The following is an 18,025-nucleotide window of genomic DNA, read 5'->3' as shown; positions in this document are numbered from 1 at the left end:
CTGAGAACAGGTTCTCGGGGTCACGGCCTGCGCGGCTCGACGCCTGCCAAGGGCGGTCTTATGCTCAGTGCCATGGACGATCGCGCTCGCAAATTGCTGGAGGAGGCGCTTCATCTCCCCGCGGAGGAACGGGCGTACCTGGCGGCCGAGCTGAGCGCGAGCGTCGAGCGCGAGGAATCTCCAGGTGACCTGGAGAAAGCCTGGGCAGAGGAACTCGAGCACAGGGTCCATCGGGTGGATTCTGGAGAGTCAGAGTTGACCGACTGGGCCACGGTGCGAGCTCGCCTCCAGAGAGCCCCCGGTGGTCGCTGAGCGGCGCGTCAGGCTCTCGACCGAAGCGGAGGTAGACCTCGGGCAGGCAGTCGGGTGGTACGAGGGTCAGCGTCTCGGCCTCAGCGAGCGCTTCCTTCAGTCGGTCGATGAAGCCTTGCAGCGCCTGAGCGTCCCGGGCAGCCATGGCAGCATGGTCCCGAGAGCGCCGGAACGCCTTCAGGTCAGGCGCCTACGCCTGCAGGGATTCCCATACTTCGTCATCTTCAGAGAGCGCGGAGACGAGGTTCAGGTCCTCGCCTTCGCCCATGAACGGCGCAGGCCCTCATACTGGCGGAGCGGCATCGGACGAGCGGACTGACAGCCTCGCCGTGCCGCCCTCACCGCCGAGCGGACTGCGGCACCAGCCGGCCTCGCACCCCCAGCGTGTACCAGCGCAGGTAGTGCGGCAGCCACTTCATCAACTTGAAGTTGCTCTTGCCCGCCACCCGGTCCGTCCACACCGTCGGCAGCTCCGCGATGCGCCGCCCCTGCAGGTGCGCCTTCACCGTCAGCTCCAGCGCCAGCTCGAAGCCCCCCTGGGACTCGATCTCCACCGTCCCCAGGAACTCACGGCTGTACAGCTTGAAGTTGTTCGTCGCGTCCCACGTGGGCACTCCCGCCAACACCCGCAGGCTCGCCCCCGCCGTTCGCGACAACAACCCCTTCACCAGTGGGCCCCCACGCTGGGCCCCACCCCGCGCATACCGGCTCGCCGACACCACCGCGTTCCCCTGCCGGTACAGCTCATACATCTCGTCCACGCACCCGTGGTCGTCCGACAGGTCCGCCATCGTCACCAGCACCGCCCCCGCCCTCGGACGCCGCATCCCCGTCTTCAGCGCCCCCAACACCCCACGCCCCTCGTTCTTCACCAGCTGGATGCGCGCATCCTTCGCCGCCAGCTCCCGCGCCACCGGCAACGTCGTGTCCTCGTCCTTGTCATAGACGACGAGCAAATCGAACGGCGTGCGCACCTTGCTCGCAAGGCTCTCGTAGAAGGGCCGGAAGTTCTCCGCCTCGTTGTAGACCGGAACCACCACGTGCAGATCAGGCTCGGCCAACGAGCGCTCGGGACTCGATGCGGACACCGTCTCCTCCCGCGTTAGATGTTGCCCAGCTCCACCTGCTGCTTCACCCACGGCACCACCTCGTCCAGCATCTTGTCCAGCGAGGTGGCGCACTGGAACCCCAGCACCCTCTCCGACTTGCTCACGTCCGGCACCCGCTTCTGCACGTCGTACTTGAAGGGCGGATCCGACTCCAGCCGCACCGGCTGCCCCGGCTTCAGCTTCTTCCAGATGGCCGTGGCCAGCGTCCGTACGTCCGTGGACTCGGGCGTGGAGATGTTGAAGTCCTCGTTCACCGCCGCTGGGTGCTCCATGCACACGCGGATGCCCTTGGCCAAATCCCCACCGTACGTGTAGTGCCGCACCTGGTCCCCAGAGCCCAGGATCCGCAGCGGGTCCTGCCCCTTCACCACCTTCTGCACCAGGTCCGGCACCACGTGGCTCATCGCCAGCTTCACGTTGCCGCTCATCACCTCGCGGTCGTTCTTGGCGCGCTTCTCGCCAATGCCCACGCAGTTGAACGGACGGACAAGGGTGTACGGCAACTTGTACTGCTCATGGGCCCCACGGGCGAAGTACTCGCACGCCAGCTTCTGGAAGCCGTAGGTGGACATCGGCGGCGGCGAGCTCAGCTGCGCCCCCTCCGGCGTCGGGTACACCGTAGTGCTCTCGTACACCATCGAGCTGGACAGCACGGTGATCTTCTTCAGCGGCTTCTTGTTCGTGAACGCCCAGATGGCCGCGTCGAACGTCGCCGCGATGATGCGCTCGTTCTCCGCCAGCAAGTCGTAGGCGAACTCGTGGAAGTAGCTGATGCCGCCAATCATCGCCGCGCCCGCGACGAGGTGATCGCAGTCGGCCACCAGCTCCTTCATCAGCCGCACGTCCTTGGCGTCGCCCTCGACGAAGCGGTACCGGGGGTGCTTCGAGTAGCTCTTCTCCACCGGGCCGTACTTCGAGAAGTTGTCGATGCCCACGACTTCATAGCCGTTGGCGAGCAGCTCCTCGACGAGGTAGCCCGCGATGAAGCCCGCAGAGCCCGTAACGAGTGCCTTCACAGCTTGCCTCCTTGTCCCAGATGGTTCCACACGTCCACCACGGGCTTGCCGCGGTAGTCCAGCGTCTTGTACCGCTTGTGCGGAGCGCCAATGACGAACAGGTCCGCCTTCTCCAGCACCTGCTCCTCGGGCACCAGGCGCGCGTCCGCGACGTACGGGTCGCAGGTGAGCACCTCCTCCGCGTGCAGCTCGAGGATCTTCTTCAGCTTGTACGACAGGGACTCGCGCGGATCATCGCTCTCCGCCTTGAACGCCATGCCCAACAGGCCCACCTTCTTCTGCCCCAGGTCCGGCCAGCGCCCCAGCATCTGCTGCACCACGAACTGCGGCAGGCCCTCGTTCACCAGCATGGCCGAGTGGCCCAGGAAGAACTGGTTGTTGTTGAAGGCCGCCAGCTGCATGGTGTCCTTGAACAGGCACGGCCCCGCGGCGAACCCCGGCATCGGCAGGTGCGCCGCGCGCGGGTAGTCCTTCTTCATCGCGTGCAGAATCCGGTACGGATCGATGTTCCACTCGGAGGCCACCATGTAGAACTGGTTGGCCACCGCGAAGGAGATGTACCGGTAGACGTTGGTGAAGAGCTTGGCCAGCTCCGCCTCCAGCGGAGACAGCTCGATGAGCTCCACCTCCAGCGGCGAGAACAAGTCCCGCGCCGCCTTCACCCCCTCCGGGCTGAAGCCGGAGATGATCTGCGGCAGCTTGCGAATCTCGTGCAACGCCACGCCCTCGGCCACCCGCTCCGGGCAGAAGGCCACCTCCACCTTGCGCCCGCTCTTGCGGAAGTGCCGCTGCACCCGCTCGGACGAGCCCGGGTACACCGTGGAGCGAAGCACCAGCGCCTGCCCATCCCGCAGCACCTCGTCCAATTGCGCCAGCAGCTTGTCGAACACCGCGAAAGACGGGTTGAGGTGCTCGTCCACCGGCGTGCCAATCACCGCCACCAGGATGTCGCAGGAGGACAGGTGCTCCGGCGAGGTGGTGACGATGAGGCCTCGCGCCAGCGCCTCGCGCAGGGCCTGCTCGCCGCCCTCGTCGCGGAACGGCATCTCGCCGCGCTTCACCTGCGCGACGGCCGCCGCGTTGATGTCGTAGATGATCACCTCGTGGTGGGGAGCCAGGGCGAGCGCGAGCGGCAGGCCGACATGGCCACAACCCCCGATGATGGCAACTTTGAGTCTCATGGGCATGCCCCCTACACGGGGTTCCAGCCCGTCTACGAGGTCAGCACCACGAGGTCAAGACAGGGACGCCCAGGCAACAGCGGACCGGGGCAGGGGAGGAAGCGTCTCTACCCCGGCCCGCTGGACAACGTCCTGCGGGGCACGGGCAGCGAGAGAAGGCAGGGAAGGAGGGATCTCACCGCCGTGCTACCTCCAGAATGGGGATGCAAGCCGCTTTCACCTATTGTCCCCGGGTCGGAGACTCCGTCCTGCCGCCAACCCCTGGCCGCTGGACGGTCAGGCGAAGCTCAGGCGTTCACCGGGCGCTCCACTCCCAACTGGCAGGCCAGCATGGCCATCTGCGTGCGGTTCTCCACGTCCAACTTCCGGTAGATGCTGGTGATGTGCGCCTTCACCGTGCGCTCGGTGATGCCCAGGCACACGGAGATCTTCAGGTTGTCCGCGCCCGAGGCAATGTACCCCAGCACCTCGCGCTCGCGGGAGGTGAGCCGCCCCAGCGCTCCGCGAGTGGGCGACAGCTCATCCATCTGCACGGGACTGGGGAACAGCTCCGGAGGCACCAGCCGCTCGCCGCGCGCCACCCGCTCCACCGCCTCCAGCAGCTCGGCGCCCCCTACGTTCTGCTTGCACAGGTAGCCGGCCGCCCCGGCACGCAGGCAGCGCTCCACCTCCGCCGGGTCCCGGTTGCCCGACAGCACCAGCGCGCGCACCTGCGGATGGAAGTCATGCAGCAGTTCCACCGCCCGGAGTCCACTCGAGACTTCGGAGCCATCCCGGTGCTCCAGCCGCAGATCCACCAACGCGACGTCTGGCGGCTGCTGCCGCGTCTGCGCCAGGAAGTCCTCCACCGTGGCACATCGCGCGGTCACCTGGATGCCGGAGAGCTCCAGAAGGGACACCAGACTCTCCAGGAAGATCTGCTGATCCTCGAGGATACCAATCCGCAGGGGAGACCCTCTTTGCATCGCTGACCCTCCAAGCCTGGGGCACACGCATGGCCCCGAATGTTTTGGCGCGCACCTACAAATCTAAGGGCAGTGCAGATCGGGAAAGAAAGGGCTACCTGGAGCGTCCCACTCCGCAGTGTTCAACAGGCGATCCCAAGAGGTTGAGTCCGAGCCCCGCCCCGTCCACAGGCAGGTGGACGAGGACCACCACCCTTCCCCCCTCGGGCTGAGCCAGCTGTTCCCACCGGGAGTCATAAGCCACGGCTACTGAGCGAGCGGATGAAGGGGGGCCTTTTCCTACATCCCCACGGTGGCCATTCCCGAATCCAGAAAGAACTGTACCGCCGGACAATGGCCAGCCCCTTCCATAGAGGAAACATACGGCGGCTCACCTGATAGGATGGCCTCGTCCTTGCCCACCTGAGAGGCCGTGCATGAGACGCAGCGCCGCGGCGCATGGCCGCCATCCGTTGCAAGACTCGTGGCGCCTATCTGGCTCTGTGCTGGGTGCCGTCCTCCTTTTCGAGGACACCCCCGCCTGGCCGGGCTCGCGCAGGAGAACCGTGAGCTCAAGGAGCGATTGAAGCGATGACCTCTCGGCGCCCCTCCCCAGAGACACCGCGCCCTCCCACGGCCGAGCTTCTCACGGCCAACAGAGAGAGGCTGTTGCGCAAGTACCAGGAGCTGCTGGCCCGGCACGAGAAGCTCGTGCACAAGCTGGAGTTGCGCAATGACGAGCACATCTCCACCCATACGCTCTCCACATGGGCGATGGAGACGAGCGCAAGTGCGCTGGCGCTCATCGGGAACGGCGTGGTGATGCTGGCCAACCAGCGCTGGCATGAGCTGTCGCGCAGCGGCCCCTGGTACCGGGTGCAACAAGGCCAGCCGCAGGGCACCGCGCTGCTGACGCTGCGCCAGATCGCCGAGTCCGCCTCTCTGCTCCTGAAGTCTCCCCAGCAGCAGGGCCTGCTCGTGGAGCGCTACCAGGAGCAGGCCGGCGTCCAGACGCTGGAGGTGCGCACCGAGCGCGTCGGGGCTCCCACGAAGGGCCGCCCCTACCGGGCCGTGCTGATGCTCGCCCATGACATCACCTCGCAGGTCCAGGCCGAGAAGGAGCTGGAACAGGCCCGCGCCACGCTCGCCCAGCAGGAGCACCTGCGCGCCCTGGGCGAGCTGTCCTCCGGCGTGGCGCATGATCTCAACAACACCCTCAACGCCATGAAGCTGCGGCTGGAGCTCATCGAACGGGATGCGGAGTTCGCCGAGCGCCACCGGGCCCATCTGGACGCGCTGGTGCGCATCGTCAGCGACGCGAGCACCCGCATCCGCCACCTCCAGGACTTCGCGCAGCAACGCCCGGAGCCACCCGGCGAGCAGGTGCACCTGGCCGACATCATCCACGAGGCGGCGGAGATCGCCCGCAGCGACCTGGAACTCCGGGCGAAGCGTGAGGGCATCGCGCTGCGCGTGGAGGTGGAGTTGCCCCTGCTGCCCCGGGTGAACAGCTCGGCGACGGACCTGCGCTACGTCTTCATCAACCTGCTGCTCAACGCCCGGGACGCGATGCCCCGTGGCGGCACCATCTTCGTGCGCGGGACCGTGGCCAGGAACCAGGTCGTCATCTCCGTGGAGGACGAGGGCACGGGCATCCCCGAGGCCCACCTGCGCAGCATCTTCCGGCCCTTCTTCACCACCAAGGGCCGCCAGGGCACGGGCCTGGGCCTGTCCATGGCCTACGGGGTGATGTCGCGCACGGGGGGCTCCATCACCGCCGCCAACCGGAAGGAAGGAGGCGCGATCTTCACCCTTCACTTCCCCCTCCAGGCTTCAGAGCCCCAGAAAGCTCCCTCCGCCATGGAGCAACCCAAGAAGCCCGCTCCCCAGCGCTCCCTGCGCACCGCGCGTCCCCGGAAGAAGCAGCGGTAGAAGCAGGGCTGTCGGGGCGACACTCCACTCCTGCCTGCACAATTCCCGTCTGCCCGCAGTTTCCTGGGCAGGATGACGGACTATCCGGTAATTGGGCGGGTTGAGCGCTTCACCGTTTTCTGGGGAGAAGCATGCTCGGCTGCCCGGATTGAACGGGTGGAATCACACCCCCCCTTCAATGGGTGGACGAGAGAGGCCATAATCCTGGTACCTGACTCGACGAACCCTGCCCCCTGGGGGAACCATGTCGGAAACCAAGATCCGCGTCCTCGTTGTCGACGACGACCAGGATCAACTCGTGCTCGCTGAACGTTCACTCTCCTCGTACGGCTTCGATGTTCGGACGCACCGCTCGTCGCTAGGCGTGTCCAACCTGGTGCGTTCGGTGGCACCGGACCTGGTGCTGCTGGACGTGAACATCCCCGCGCTGAGCGGGGACAAGGTGCTGTCGCTGGCGCGGGCGCAAGCCCCGCTGGGCACCAAGTTCATCCTCTACTCGGCCTCCGACGAGTCGAAGCTGCGCTCGCTGGCCCTGTCGTCCGGTGCGGACGGCTACATCTCCAAGAGCGTGCAGGGTGCGGACCTGGCCAAGAAGCTGACGGACCTCTACAAGCGAGGCCGGTCGGCGACGAGCCCCACGTCCAGCACGACGAATCAGGCCATCAACAAGTAGGGGCGCGCCCGCTGGGGCGCAGCCAACCTCATGGGGCGGGCGGAGCAGGTTCCGGCCTGTCCCCGGGCAACACTTCGATGCGGTGGATGAGGAGCGTGCGCGCCGTGGCGTCGACCACGAAGAGCACGCGCACCCCCTTCACCGCAGTGACGAAGCCCTCTTCTACCCGAGCCAGGAACTGGGGTAACCGCTCCGGAGGACTCGCCTTCACCAGCAGGGCGAGATTCTCCAGGTGGTTCTCCAGGTGCAGCCGCACCTCGGCGGGCAGCCCTTGGAGGCGCCTCCTCGCGGCGCGGGTGTAGAACAGTCGTGGGTGCCGCATGGACGGAGCCTCTTGGCCTCGAACGTAGCCATGGGGCGCCCGTCGTGCACCTGACCTTCTGGGAATGTGAGCAACCGAACAGGCGTGCTGCCTCCGCGCCCCGGGTGGCTCCGGCCAAGGCTCAGCCCAACAGGGCTGCCACTTCCTGGTACACGCGGCGGAAGTCTCCCTGCGCGGCGATGAGGCGGAGGTTCTGCGCCAGCCCTCCCGTGGAGCGGAAGAACATCACCGCTTCCGGGGGCGGACGGATCTTCAGGAAGCGGACCGCGTTCTTGGCGAAGTGGCGCTTCATGTCGCGGTTGATCTCGCAGGAGGCAAAGTCGTAGTCGTGCGAGCGCATGGGCCGGCCGGCGATGCGGAGCACCTCGTGGATGAGCTCCTCGGCCTCGGCCTCGGGCAGTTCGAGTGTGAAGCCCACCTCGCGGCTCAGGCCGAGGATGTCCAGGGCCTCGAGGTTCACGGCCTGGATGAACATGCGCCTGTTGGCGTCGACGAAGCGCGGGGAGAAGCTCTTGATGGAGCCGAAGTCCAGCAGCCCGAGCCGCCCGTCCTTCATCACCATGAAGTTGCCCGGGTGTGGATCCGCGTGGATCTCTCCGGCGCAGAAGAAGGGCCCGTAGATGGCGCGGATGAGCTGACGGGCGACGCGGAAGCGCTCCTCGGGTGGAGGCTCGGTGACGACCCAGTCCTTGAGCGTCTGGCCCTCGAGCAACTCAAGGGTGAGGACGCGCTCGGAGCTGCGCTCGGAGATGACGTCCGGCACCTTGAGGTCCGGCAGCCGGGAGACGCTCTGGGCGAAGCCCTGGCACAGGCGCGCTTCGCGGCGGTAGTCGAGCTCCAGGAGGAATTCCTCGCGCAGCTCCTGGAAGTAAGCGGTGCCATCCATGGCCTTGGACGTCTTGGAGACGGTCTTCACCACGAGGCCCAGGCTGTCCAGGTCGCCCTGAAGCGAGTCTCCGACGCTGGGGTATTGCACTTTGACGACGACGGGGCGGCCGTCTTCGAGCACGGCTCGGTGCACCTGTCCGAGCGAGGCAGCGGCGAGCGGTTGCGGGTCGAACTCGCGGAAGAGGGACTCGGGGGAAGCGCCGAGCTCCTGGCGGATGACACGGGCCACGGAGTCATAGCCCATGGCGGGGGCCTGGTTCTGGAGGCGGGCGAGGACCTGACGCACCTCGGGGGTGAGCAGATCCGGATCCATGGAGACGGCCTGGCCGAACTTCATGGCGGCGCCCTTGAGGTCTCCGAGGGTGGCGACGAGCTTCTCGGCCATTCCCTTGCTGAGCAGGTCCGGGTCCTGACCGGCCAGGCGCTTGGCTCCACTCTTGAGGACATCCGCGCCGAGTTGGGCGGACAGTCCGGCCAGCTTGCGCAGCCGGTTCAGCCGGCCCTGCGGTGGGAGCTTGTCATCGGAGTCCGAGGAGGCCATGAATGGGATGATTAACGGGGAGGCTGTCGCCAGACGCAAGAGGGGCCGGCGCATCGCGAGGCGAGGCGTTCGCTCGCTTGCCTGCCCGTCCCGCTCCTGGGCCCAGAAGTCTTGGGGACATCCCACTTGGTGCTCATTCTTCGGACAGCGGATGCCCTTGGTCCTTGGATGGGGTGGTCATGCCTCAACCCTCTCCCCCTGACTTCCAGCGCCTCTTCGAGAAGAGCCCCGGCCTGTACTTCTGCGCCCTGCCCGACGCGGACTTCACCCTCGTGGCCGTGAGCGATGCCTACCTGCGTGCCACCATGACGACCCGTGAGGGTGTCCTCGGCCGTCCCTTGTTCGACGTGTTTCCGGACAACCTGGCGGCTCTTCATGCCCCGGGCGTGCACAACCTGCGGGCCTCGCTCGAACGGGCCATGGCCACGCGCTCGACGGACACCATGGCCGTGCAGCGGTACGACATCCGACGCCCGGCATCCGAAGGCGACGGCTTCGAGGAGCGGTACTGGAAGCCCACCAACACCCCGATCCTCTCCAGCGAGGGAGAGGTGCTCTACCTGCTGCACCAGGTGGAGGACGTCACCGCCTTCGTACACCAGGGCCAGGAGCTCCAGGCCTCCACCCAGGAGCTGGAACAGGCGCGCCTGCGGCTCGAGGCGCTCGACGCCGCGGAGGAGTTGGCGCGCAACACGGCCATCCTGGAGGCCATCCTCCAGAGCATTCCGGATGCCCTGTACGTGGGGGATGCCACGGGCATCAAGCAGGCCAACCGCCGGGCCTTGGAGATGCTGGGGTTCCAGTCGCTGGAGGAGCTGAACCAGAATGTCGCCACCTTGGGGGAGCGGCTCCAGAACCGTTCCGTCGAGGACGGGCACCGGCTCACACCAGAGGAAGAGCCCTTCATGCGGGCCTTCCGGGGGCAGCCGACCACGCGGGAGGTCTGCTCGCGTCACCTCCTCACGGGCAGGAAGGTGGTGCTGCGCTGTGCCGCCGCCCCCGTCCGTCTTGGGGGCACCATCGTCGGAGCCGTCGCCATCAACACCGACATCACCGACCGCAAGCGCGTCGAGGCGGAGTTGCAGCAGGCGGCGGAGTTCCGCGAACGGTTCATCGGCATCGTCTCGCATGACTTGCGCAATCCGCTGAACGCCATCCTCCTGTCAGCCAATGCGCTGATCCGTTCGGACTGCGTGCTCCAGCAGCACTTGAAGACCGTGCGGCGAATCGTCACCAGCGCCGAGCGCATGGGGCGGATGATCGCGGATCTGCTCGACTTCACGCGCGGGCGGCTGGGGGGCGGCATCCCCATCACCCGGCGCCCGGCGCACCTGCGCTCGCTCTGCCAGCATGTGCTGGAGGAACTCGAGACGGGCAATCCGCAGCGGGAGCTCCGACTGAGCGCGACAGGAGAGTTGCGAGGCGAGTGGGATCCGGACCGGCTGACCCAGTTGCTTGGCAACCTGGGCAAGAACGCGCTGGATTACAGCCCCGAAGACAGTCCGGTGGACTTCGTGCTGCGAGATGAGGGAGACGCGGTGCGGGTGGACGTCCACAACGGAGGCGCGCCCATTCCGGCGGAGCTGCTGCCCCGCATCTTCGAGCCCTTCCGGCGCGGCACGGACGGAGGCTCTCAGACGTCTGGATTGGGGTTGGGGCTCTTCATCGTCCAGCAGATTGCGCAGAGCCACGGGGGCCGCGTCGAGGTGCGCTCCAGCGAGGCGGAGGGGACCACGTTCAGCGTGTGGCTGCCGCGCTCCGCTCCCGGGGCTGGGTAGAAGGCCCGGCTCCCGCCGTGGACGCTGTGGGAGCCGCGCTGCTAGCGTCGAGGATTCTTCCCGGGATGGACTCATGCAGCAACTCCCAATCGTGCTCCTGGTCCTTTCAACACTCGCGCTGACCGGCTGCCCCTCTGAGTTCGGCAGGGGCGGCCGCATCGACAGGGCCGTGCACAAAGATGGCCAGGAGCAGCTCGGCATCAAGAGCTGCTCGGACGCATACAAAAAAGAGGTGTGTGAAGGCCCTCAACGGGATGACCAGAAATGCCTCGAGTGCGGATGAACTGGCGCACATTCCTCAGCGTCTGCGCGGGCGCGTTTATGTCGCTGCCGCTCATCCTGCTGCTACGAGCCTTCCTTCAACCTGAACTCAAGCCCGTGCCACCAGCAGAGGAGCGCATCAGCCCCATGCTCGACATCGAGCAACGCGCGCGCTTGATGACCTACGGGCGGAACTGCGAGTCGAGTGCCGACTGCGAACAACCGCTGGGCTGCTTCTACGAGTCGCGCTATCGGCACGCGTACTGTACGGACAGCCAATGCACCACGGATGCGCAGTGTTCCGAGGGCCAGGTCTGCCGCAGATTCGCCACGGAAAAGAACGGACCGCTCGTGCGTATCTGCGGCCCTGTAGGCGTGCGCCAGGAGGGCGAGAACTGTCTCCCTGTTCCTTCCGATCCGAAGAACGCCTGCGCAGCGGGACTGCTGTGCGCTGGGAAGGACTATTGGTGCGCCCACCCATGCCACCCGGGAATGCCTGCGCAGTGCCCCGAGGGCTTCTTCTGCGCGGACACCACGCCCGAGCCCGCATGTCTGCCCACCTGCGAGAAACAAGGATGTCCCGCAGGGAAGCAATGTATCCAGTTCCGCGAGGGCTCCTCTCTCTGCGCACAGGTGTATGGCACCAATTGCCAGCAGTCTCCTTGTGGGGAGGGTGAATTCTGCACCCCGCGCATCCACCCATCGAAGCCTCGAAAGGTATGGCTGCGATGTGTCCCGGAGTGCGGCGATGACCGCCCTCGTTGCCCGGCTGGCCTGGTCTGTGACGCATATGAATGCCTACCGGCGTGTGACCCACAGGGCCCTGCCACCTGTGCCGAGGGGTTTCAATGTCGGCAGCCCAGGCCGGATTCGCCCTTTGCGTGCCGTCCGGATTGGTAGCTTCCCAGTCATACGCCCCCACTGGGGTACCATCCTCATCCGGTTGGGTGGCGCCTATCTGCCGCGGCGTGGACGGTGTGGGAGCCGCGCTGGTAGCGTCGCGAGCCCGTCACGGGAGGAACCGATGCGGCGGCGACAAGCAACGATCATGGTCCTTTCTACGCTCGCGTTGTTCGGCTGTCCTTCCGACTTTGGCAAGGGTGGCCGCATCGACAGGGCCGTGCATAAGGACGCGCAGAACCAGGTCATCGGCATCAAGAAATGTACGGTGGAACGGCGCAAGGAGGTCTGCGGGCCTGGCCAGGAGAACTCGACTGCGTGTCTCGAATGCGGAGGACCGTGATTGCGGGCAGCGAGCTGGCACAGGAGCGCGGCCGTCTTCGCAGGAGTTCTGTTGCCAGTACCACTGCTGGTGCTGCTATGGACGCTGCTGAGGCCAGAGGTGCTAGCGGATGGGCCCTCCGGCATGCGTATCAGTCCCATCCTCACCGCCAATCAACGCATGCGTCTGGAGACATATGGGCGGCGCTGCGGGCCGGGCAAAGAGTGTGAACCGCCGCTCGGCTGCTTGTTCGACCCCCGCTACCCACGGTCAACCTGTACCGACAGCGAGTGTCTGACGGATGAGCAGTGCCTGGAAGGCGACGTCTGTCGGCGTCTTGCCACCTGGGGAGAAGGACCGCAGGTTCGCCGGTGCATCCCCGTGGGCCCACGCAAGGAAGGGGAAGGTTGCGTCGAGCTTCCGGACGACAAGAGGAACGCCTGCGAAGCCACATGGCTGTGTGGCGGCCGCGAACACTCCTGGTGCTCCCGACCGTGCCGTCTGGGCGACAACGCAGACTGCTCCGAAGGCTTCTTCTGCGCGGATACCGTTCCCCAACCCCTGTGTCTGCCCACGTGCGCGACACGCGAATGCCCCGCGGGCCAGCAGTGCATCCCGTTCGAGGAGGGCGCTTCGATGTGCGCTCAGGTCTATGGCCCCCAGTGCCAGCAGACCCCCTGCCCTGATGGCCTTGAGTGCCATGTCGCCAGAGAGCCGGCGTATCCCGGCAAAGTGTGGATGGAGTGTGTCGAACCCTGCGGTGAAGGCAAGCCCCCCTGCGGCGCTGGAAAGGTCTGCGATGGCTGGCATTGCCTACCAGCCTGCGATCCTCGCAGCACTGCTGAGGCGTGCGGTGAGGGCTATCATTGCAGCCGCAGTTGGGAGCAGGGTCCCTTCTCGTGTCAGCCGCTCTACTGGGATTGGACGATGGGGATCTAGAGCGCCCTCAGCCCGGCCGCCCCTCACTCGTGGGCTCCATGACACCTCGCTTCCCGCGAGCCCCCTCCAACGTCATGCGTATCTCTTCCAGCGCTTCAGTAGGGCCATAGGGGACTCCGAGCGACGCGAGACCTGCCCGAAGCTCCACCTCCAGCTGCGCCGCCGACGGGCAGCGATCGTTGGGGTTCCGCTGAATCAATCCGCGGAGGATGAAGCGCAACGGAGCCAGCAGCGGCTCGGTGAGCTCCTCCACGTCCTGCGGGGCGAACGTGGCGGCGCGCAGGATGCAGTCCTCCGCATGTCCCGGCAGTTTCGCCTCCATCGCCGTGAGGGTGGCGCCCAGAACCTGCGCCTTCACCCCGGGCGTGAGCGCCTTCTCCAGATCCGAGGGCCGTGCATTCGCCGTGTTGTAGAGATGGCGCCAGGTCGCCAGTTCCAACAGCACCAGCCCCAGCGAGAACAGATCCGAGCGCGGATCCAGCTCCTCGCCGAGCAGTGCCTCGGGTGAGGAGTAGAAGACATCTCCTCGAGGACGCGGGAACGTCGTCGCCACGCGCCCCGGGAGCAGGGACCGCGCGCGCGCGAAGTCTGTCAGCCCTACCTCGCCCTCCGGCCCCAAGGAGATGCGGCCAGGGTTCACGTCGCGGTGCACGATGCCCAGCGGGGTACCCCGCTCATCCGTGCAGGTGTGCGCGTGGTGCAGCGCGCTGGCAATCTCGGCGCCCAGGTACATGCAGAACGCGGGGGACATGGGCGCTTCGCGCATGAGCGAGTAGGTGATCAGCGTGTTGAGCGAGATGCCCTCGACCATCTCGGACACGACATGGAGAACGCCCTGAACCTCGTGGAGACCGAAAATCCGGGCGATCCGGGGGTGGTGCAGGTACGTGGCCAGACGCGCCTCTTCACGCAACCGCGCACGCATGCGCGCGAGCGCCTCTGGATCATCCCCCGTTGAGGGCAAGCTGCGGACGAGGACCTGACGCAGGCGCCTCGCGTTCTTGCACTCCCACGCGAGAACGGTCTTCTCGCCCAGCTGCGGTTGGGCCCACGCCTCGACAACGCGATGCGAGAGATCCACCTCGTACGAGAGCTCGCCGTGGGAGAAGAGAATGACGCCTGGGAAGCTCCAGCGACTTCGGGCAGTGGCCATGCGGACTCGGCTCCTCGCAGCGCCCGAGGGCGCCGCGCCATGGAGCGGCATACTACCTGACATGTGCCCAAAGAGGTGAAAGACGTCTGGGGTTGGACGCGCGGCAGGCCTGGGCGCGGCTACCGCCATCGATCGACGACTTCGGCTTGGACCTCCTTCTGGCCTCGAACGGCACCAGGCTTCGAGCCCGCTTCCTTGGGGATGCCCACGATGCGCTGGTCAGCCAGTTCGATGCAGATCGGTACGGCGTGCCCATCCGGGAAACGGGCCTGTCGATAGCGACCGTAGATGCGGTCTCCCGTTGTCCAGAGGTGGCCATCCAACAGGATTCCCTCTGGAGCCTTCCCGAGCGCTCGGGACAGAGCACCTGTCACAGGGCCGTCCTGGAACACTGTATCGAGTTCCTCTACCTTCACCCTTCTCTCTCTGGGGATACCTCCTTTTGTGACGTCAACAACCATGAGGGGCTGATCTCCCACGTCCCAACCCAGTTCTTCCCACATCGTCTCCCGGGTCCCCTTGGGACATGCCTCTGGATCGGGCCTCGCCTGCACACCGGCACAGCCTGCTTCAATCCACGCCAAGGTGAACGCGAGGAGCGCGCATGCTTCAGCCTTCGAGAGCACGCGCCAGTCACTCGACCTCTGTGCCATGGACGGGCTCGAGCCGCTGTTGGTGGGGGTGGGGGAATTCTCGGGCTGTCGCATGGAAGGGCTCGCCTCCTCCTGGGTAGGAAGAGCCAAGGGTAACCGAGCGGAGAGGCTTGTCGGCTTTTCGGCCGGGTGGACCACCAGGGATGTCAACGCCAACACTCCGGCGAATACCCGGCGGCGCATCCCTGAGCGCAACCCCTTCACCACAACCGCCTCCCTTACAGGCGGTGCATCCGCCACTCCCTGGGAAAGCCCCGCATGGACCGGCCCAGGCAACTGCGCAGCGGGCTCTGGCGGCAACTGCGCTGCAACCGGGTGAAAGGGTGCACCGCGCCACGGCGGTCCCTCATACCGCTCAAAGCCCTCCAGCGGGCGGCCCGCGTCCTTGGCCGTCGCGGGCCGCCCCTCTGGCTCGCGAGCAATGAGCATCAGACAGTAGGCACTCAGCTCCTCTGGGACCCGCCCCTGGGAGAGCCTGAATGGGGAAGGAGGAGGCATCATGCCCCCCAGCGGGTGGCGCTCGCTGCTGCGCTCGGGCGCGGGATCTGTCAACACGTCGTAGAGGTCGGCTCCCAGCGCGAAGATGTCATCGGTCGCCTTGAAGGAATAACGCGCCTTCGGGTTGAGCCGGTTCTCGTTCCAGAAGCGCATGGCCTCCGGGCTGCGGTTTCGTGGTGTCCCGGGGGGCAAGGGCGCATCCGTCACCTCCTCGGCGGCCGCGTAATCCGCCGCGCCAAAGTCGATGATGACGGGCTCACCCTTGTGGGTGACCATGATGTTTCGCAGGCTCAGGTCACGGTGGGATACGCCCCGCTCGTGCATGTACGCCAGCGCGTCAAACAGCTTGCGAAACAGGACGACCGCTTCGTGGAGTGTCGGATGGGTTCGCTCCACCCACTTGCCCAATGTATAGCCGTCCACGAAGTCCAGGACGATATAGATGAAGCCCGAGCAGGGTCCTGGCCACCAGCCATGGGCCCACATCCGGATGATATAGCGATGGTTGAGGTGCTGGAGACAGACCACCTCACGCTTCGCGCGCGCTTCCGTCTGTAGAGGATCGCTGTTCTGATCGCGTTGGCAGGCCACCTTGAGTGCGAAGCGCTTCCCATCCTTCTCTACCTCGTAGACAGCGGAGTAGGTACCGCTGCCGATCTTCCGCACGATGAGCCAGCCGTCCACCCACTGGCCGGGCTCGAGTTCCCTTGGGTCCACTTGGGCCACCATGCTGCGCACCTCGCTGTCGTTACAGCGTTACGTTCGAAACGACGACACAGCGGCTGCCGGCAACGTCACACACCCGCAGTGAGTACAACTCCTGCCGCCCTGGTTGCTGAATCCCCAGGGGCATCGCCACCTCGACAGCCAAGGTGGCCGTGCCACCCGGGGAGATGGTGACGTGAGCTGGCAGCACTGTACGGGCACGGCGTGGCGCCCCACCTGCACCTCGGGAGACCTCTGCCCACTCAGGAGTCCACGGCGCTGCTCCAGTGTTTCTCACCACGAGGACCACGACAGCCCACGTTGAAGCCCGGAAGGAGTTGCAGTGCACGGGGCGAAGTTCACCTGTTGCCTCCCGGAGGCACGCTCGCTCAAGTTCCGTGGCCTGCACCCCCTTCGCATCGAGGAACCCCGCGAGCGCCATGGCGGCCGGGCTTGCCACCGGGGGTCGGGCTTGCAGGTCCTCCAGTTCCCTGCTCTGGGCTTCCCAGCGCTCGCGCGTGGCGGACAGCGCCTCGCGGCACACCTCAAGGGTCTGCTTCGGGCGGCTCACGTTGACCACGGTATCCGCCTCACCCTGCGCCCCAGTGAGCAGGAACACGACGCTCGTTGGGAACCCCTCGCGATAGGAGAAGCGGAGCGCCAACCGCTCCGTGGGCCCGAGCGGCTCTGCCAGCGCAAGCGTGATGCCCTGATCTGCCGGATCCACTCGGGAGAAACGGGCCCGGCCCTCCACCTGGACGGATTCGCGCACGATGGGCGCGTCCAGAACGAGCAGTGTGAAAGTCCCCAGCGCCAGAGCGATGAAGGGAGACTCACCAGCCTTACCCGTGAGCACGACGGAGCGGGCAGCGGGCGCAGCCAGTGCCGTACCAGCAAGGCTCACCAGTACGGCGGCGAGCGCGAAAAGCGGGAGACGGGGTGGGAGTGGGAACAAGGCGAAGGGACCTCATAGGTTGTCCCCAGCCTATCAAACGCGATGAGTTGTCTGCGCCGAACTTTCACGCTTTCACCGCGGCTCCACCCCTACCGAACTCAGGAACGCGGCGGCGGACTCATTCAGACACCCCGAATCCCAGGGCCTCAAGGGCTTGGCACGCATACGCCTTGAGCCGCTGTACACGCTCCACGTCATCCCAATCGACAGATTGCACCAGGTCTCGTACCTGCGAGAGCGCAGCTTTGGCCTCAACAGCGAGAGGAACCACCTTCGGGTTGTGCATTTCCTCGTGCACCACCATATCCAGCAGCAGAACAGCGGCTTCCTGGATGATCTCCCTGAGCTTCGCGTCGCCGCTAGAACGCCGAATCTCCTCTAGGGGATGGCTGGCAGCCAGATGGCCCAGAGTACTGAGCGCATTCCCAATGCGGATGGCATCATTCTCGGGTGGTGAAGGCATGGAGCAAGCTTCTCCCTGGCAGCAACTCGAGTCCTACTCTCGTGGGCATCCCAATGAGCCTATGAAGCCCTTTCCAATGCTTGGGACAAAGCCAATCACCGTCCCCATCCGGATCGGTCCGCGCACGCATTCGAACTCGCACCACTGCTTGAAGACGAGGTGCTTGAATGCTTCCGGCATGGGAGACGGGCAGAGGTTGCAACTCCCTTTGCCACAGTGGGTGGCATAGCAAACAGCCTTGGCGTTTTCGCATACCACTACGGTTGGACACCCATAGTCCGTACACTCAGGCCTGGGAACAACAGGATCGCCACCAGATACCAGAACGACTTCTGGACGTGTCTGCCGTACTTCCCTTGAGTTCTCAAGGTACTGCGCTGCCGCTTCCCTGAAAGCCGCAATCTCCTGCCGGTCTTGCGCTTCGGTATCTCTCGGAGCCTCCGCACGATGGAAAGAAGGAGCGGAGGCGCACCCAAAAGA

Annotated in this window: 15 protein-coding genes; 5 read left to right on the top strand and 10 right to left on the bottom strand. The window is 65.9% G+C overall.

The window, feature by feature from the left end; translation table 11 throughout:
* Positions 1–60: 60 nt before the first annotated feature.
* Both KY501_RS54285 and KY501_RS54280 read left to right on the top strand, forming a co-directional pair.
* Positions 61–312 carry an addiction module protein gene (locus tag KY501_RS54285; protein ID WP_373691608.1) on the top strand — a complete coding sequence of 84 codons (252 nt, stop codon included), beginning with the start codon at positions 61–63 and terminating at the stop codon, positions 310–312.
* Positions 302–631, top strand: coding sequence for a type II toxin-antitoxin system RelE/ParE family toxin (locus tag KY501_RS54280; protein WP_224363725.1), 330 nt, complete (start codon positions 302–304; stop codon positions 629–631). The genes KY501_RS54285 and KY501_RS54280 overlap by 11 nt, the downstream gene beginning before the upstream one ends.
* Positions 632–650: 19 nt before the next feature.
* Here KY501_RS54280 and KY501_RS15360 read toward each other — a convergent pair whose 3' ends face one another.
* The 4 genes from KY501_RS15360 to KY501_RS15345 form a co-directional block, all read right to left on the bottom strand.
* Positions 651–1,400 (bottom strand): glycosyltransferase, encoded by a 750-nt coding sequence (locus tag KY501_RS15360; RefSeq protein ID WP_224363724.1) that lies wholly within the window; start codon positions 1,398–1,400, stop codon positions 651–653.
* A gap of 14 nt (positions 1,401–1,414) precedes the next feature.
* Positions 1,415–2,437, bottom strand: coding sequence for an NAD-dependent epimerase/dehydratase family protein (locus tag KY501_RS15355; protein ID WP_224363723.1), 1,023 nt, complete (start codon positions 2,435–2,437; stop codon positions 1,415–1,417).
* Complete coding sequence (locus KY501_RS15350; RefSeq protein ID WP_224363722.1) at positions 2,434–3,618, bottom strand: nucleotide sugar dehydrogenase; 1,185 nt, start codon at positions 3,616–3,618, stop codon at positions 2,434–2,436. The genes KY501_RS15355 and KY501_RS15350 overlap by 4 nt, the downstream gene beginning before the upstream one ends.
* Before the next feature lie 287 nt (positions 3,619–3,905).
* Entirely contained in the window at positions 3,906–4,583 is a 678-nt protein-coding gene (locus KY501_RS15345) for a LuxR C-terminal-related transcriptional regulator (protein WP_224363721.1), read from the bottom strand.
* A gap of 648 nt (positions 4,584–5,231) precedes the next feature.
* Between KY501_RS15345 and KY501_RS15340 the strand changes: the two genes are divergently transcribed.
* Positions 5,232–6,494, top strand: a complete 1,263-nt coding sequence (locus KY501_RS15340; protein ID WP_224363720.1) for a sensor histidine kinase — start codon at positions 5,232–5,234, stop codon at positions 6,492–6,494.
* Between the two features lie 244 nt (positions 6,495–6,738).
* Complete coding sequence (locus KY501_RS15335) at positions 6,739–7,167, top strand: response regulator (protein ID WP_224248625.1); 429 nt, start codon at positions 6,739–6,741, stop codon at positions 7,165–7,167.
* 28 nt (positions 7,168–7,195) lie between these two features.
* On the opposite strand, the gene KY501_RS15330 is transcribed toward KY501_RS15335, so the two are convergent.
* Together KY501_RS15330 and KY501_RS15325 are read right to left on the bottom strand one after the other, a co-directional pair.
* Positions 7,196–7,489 carry a hypothetical protein gene (locus KY501_RS15330; protein ID WP_224363719.1) on the bottom strand — a complete coding sequence of 98 codons (294 nt, stop codon included), beginning with the start codon at positions 7,487–7,489 and terminating at the stop codon, positions 7,196–7,198.
* A gap of 121 nt (positions 7,490–7,610) precedes the next feature.
* Positions 7,611–8,918 (bottom strand): ABC1 kinase family protein, encoded by a 1,308-nt coding sequence (locus tag KY501_RS15325; protein WP_224363717.1) that lies wholly within the window; start codon positions 8,916–8,918, stop codon positions 7,611–7,613.
* 179 nt (positions 8,919–9,097) lie between these two features.
* Between KY501_RS15325 and KY501_RS15320 the strand changes: the two genes are divergently transcribed.
* Positions 9,098–10,696, top strand: coding sequence for a sensor histidine kinase (locus tag KY501_RS15320; protein WP_224363715.1), 1,599 nt, complete (start codon positions 9,098–9,100; stop codon positions 10,694–10,696).
* 2,429 nt (positions 10,697–13,125) lie between these two features.
* On the opposite strand, the gene KY501_RS15315 is transcribed toward KY501_RS15320, so the two are convergent.
* From KY501_RS15315 to KY501_RS15300, 4 genes are all read right to left on the bottom strand, one after another.
* Positions 13,126–14,271, bottom strand: a complete 1,146-nt coding sequence (locus tag KY501_RS15315; RefSeq protein WP_224363713.1) for a serine/threonine-protein kinase — start codon at positions 14,269–14,271, stop codon at positions 13,126–13,128.
* A gap of 119 nt (positions 14,272–14,390) precedes the next feature.
* Positions 14,391–16,151 (bottom strand): serine/threonine protein kinase, encoded by a 1,761-nt coding sequence (locus tag KY501_RS15310; protein ID WP_224363710.1) that lies wholly within the window; start codon positions 16,149–16,151, stop codon positions 14,391–14,393.
* A gap of 19 nt (positions 16,152–16,170) precedes the next feature.
* Positions 16,171–17,082 carry a DUF2381 family protein gene (locus tag KY501_RS15305; protein WP_224363708.1) on the bottom strand — a complete coding sequence of 304 codons (912 nt, stop codon included), beginning with the start codon at positions 17,080–17,082 and terminating at the stop codon, positions 16,171–16,173.
* A 118-nt stretch (positions 17,083–17,200) separates the two neighbouring features.
* Complete coding sequence (locus tag KY501_RS15300) at positions 17,201–17,545, bottom strand: hypothetical protein (RefSeq protein WP_224363706.1); 345 nt, start codon at positions 17,543–17,545, stop codon at positions 17,201–17,203.
* Positions 17,546–18,025: the final 480 nt, after the last annotated feature.

This window comes from Hyalangium versicolor (assembly GCF_020103695.1).
GTDB classification, from domain to species: domain Bacteria; phylum Myxococcota; class Myxococcia; order Myxococcales; family Myxococcaceae; genus Hyalangium; species Hyalangium versicolor.
Note: the sequence above shows the minus strand (reverse complement) of the source record. Positions and strands in the feature narration are given on the sequence as shown.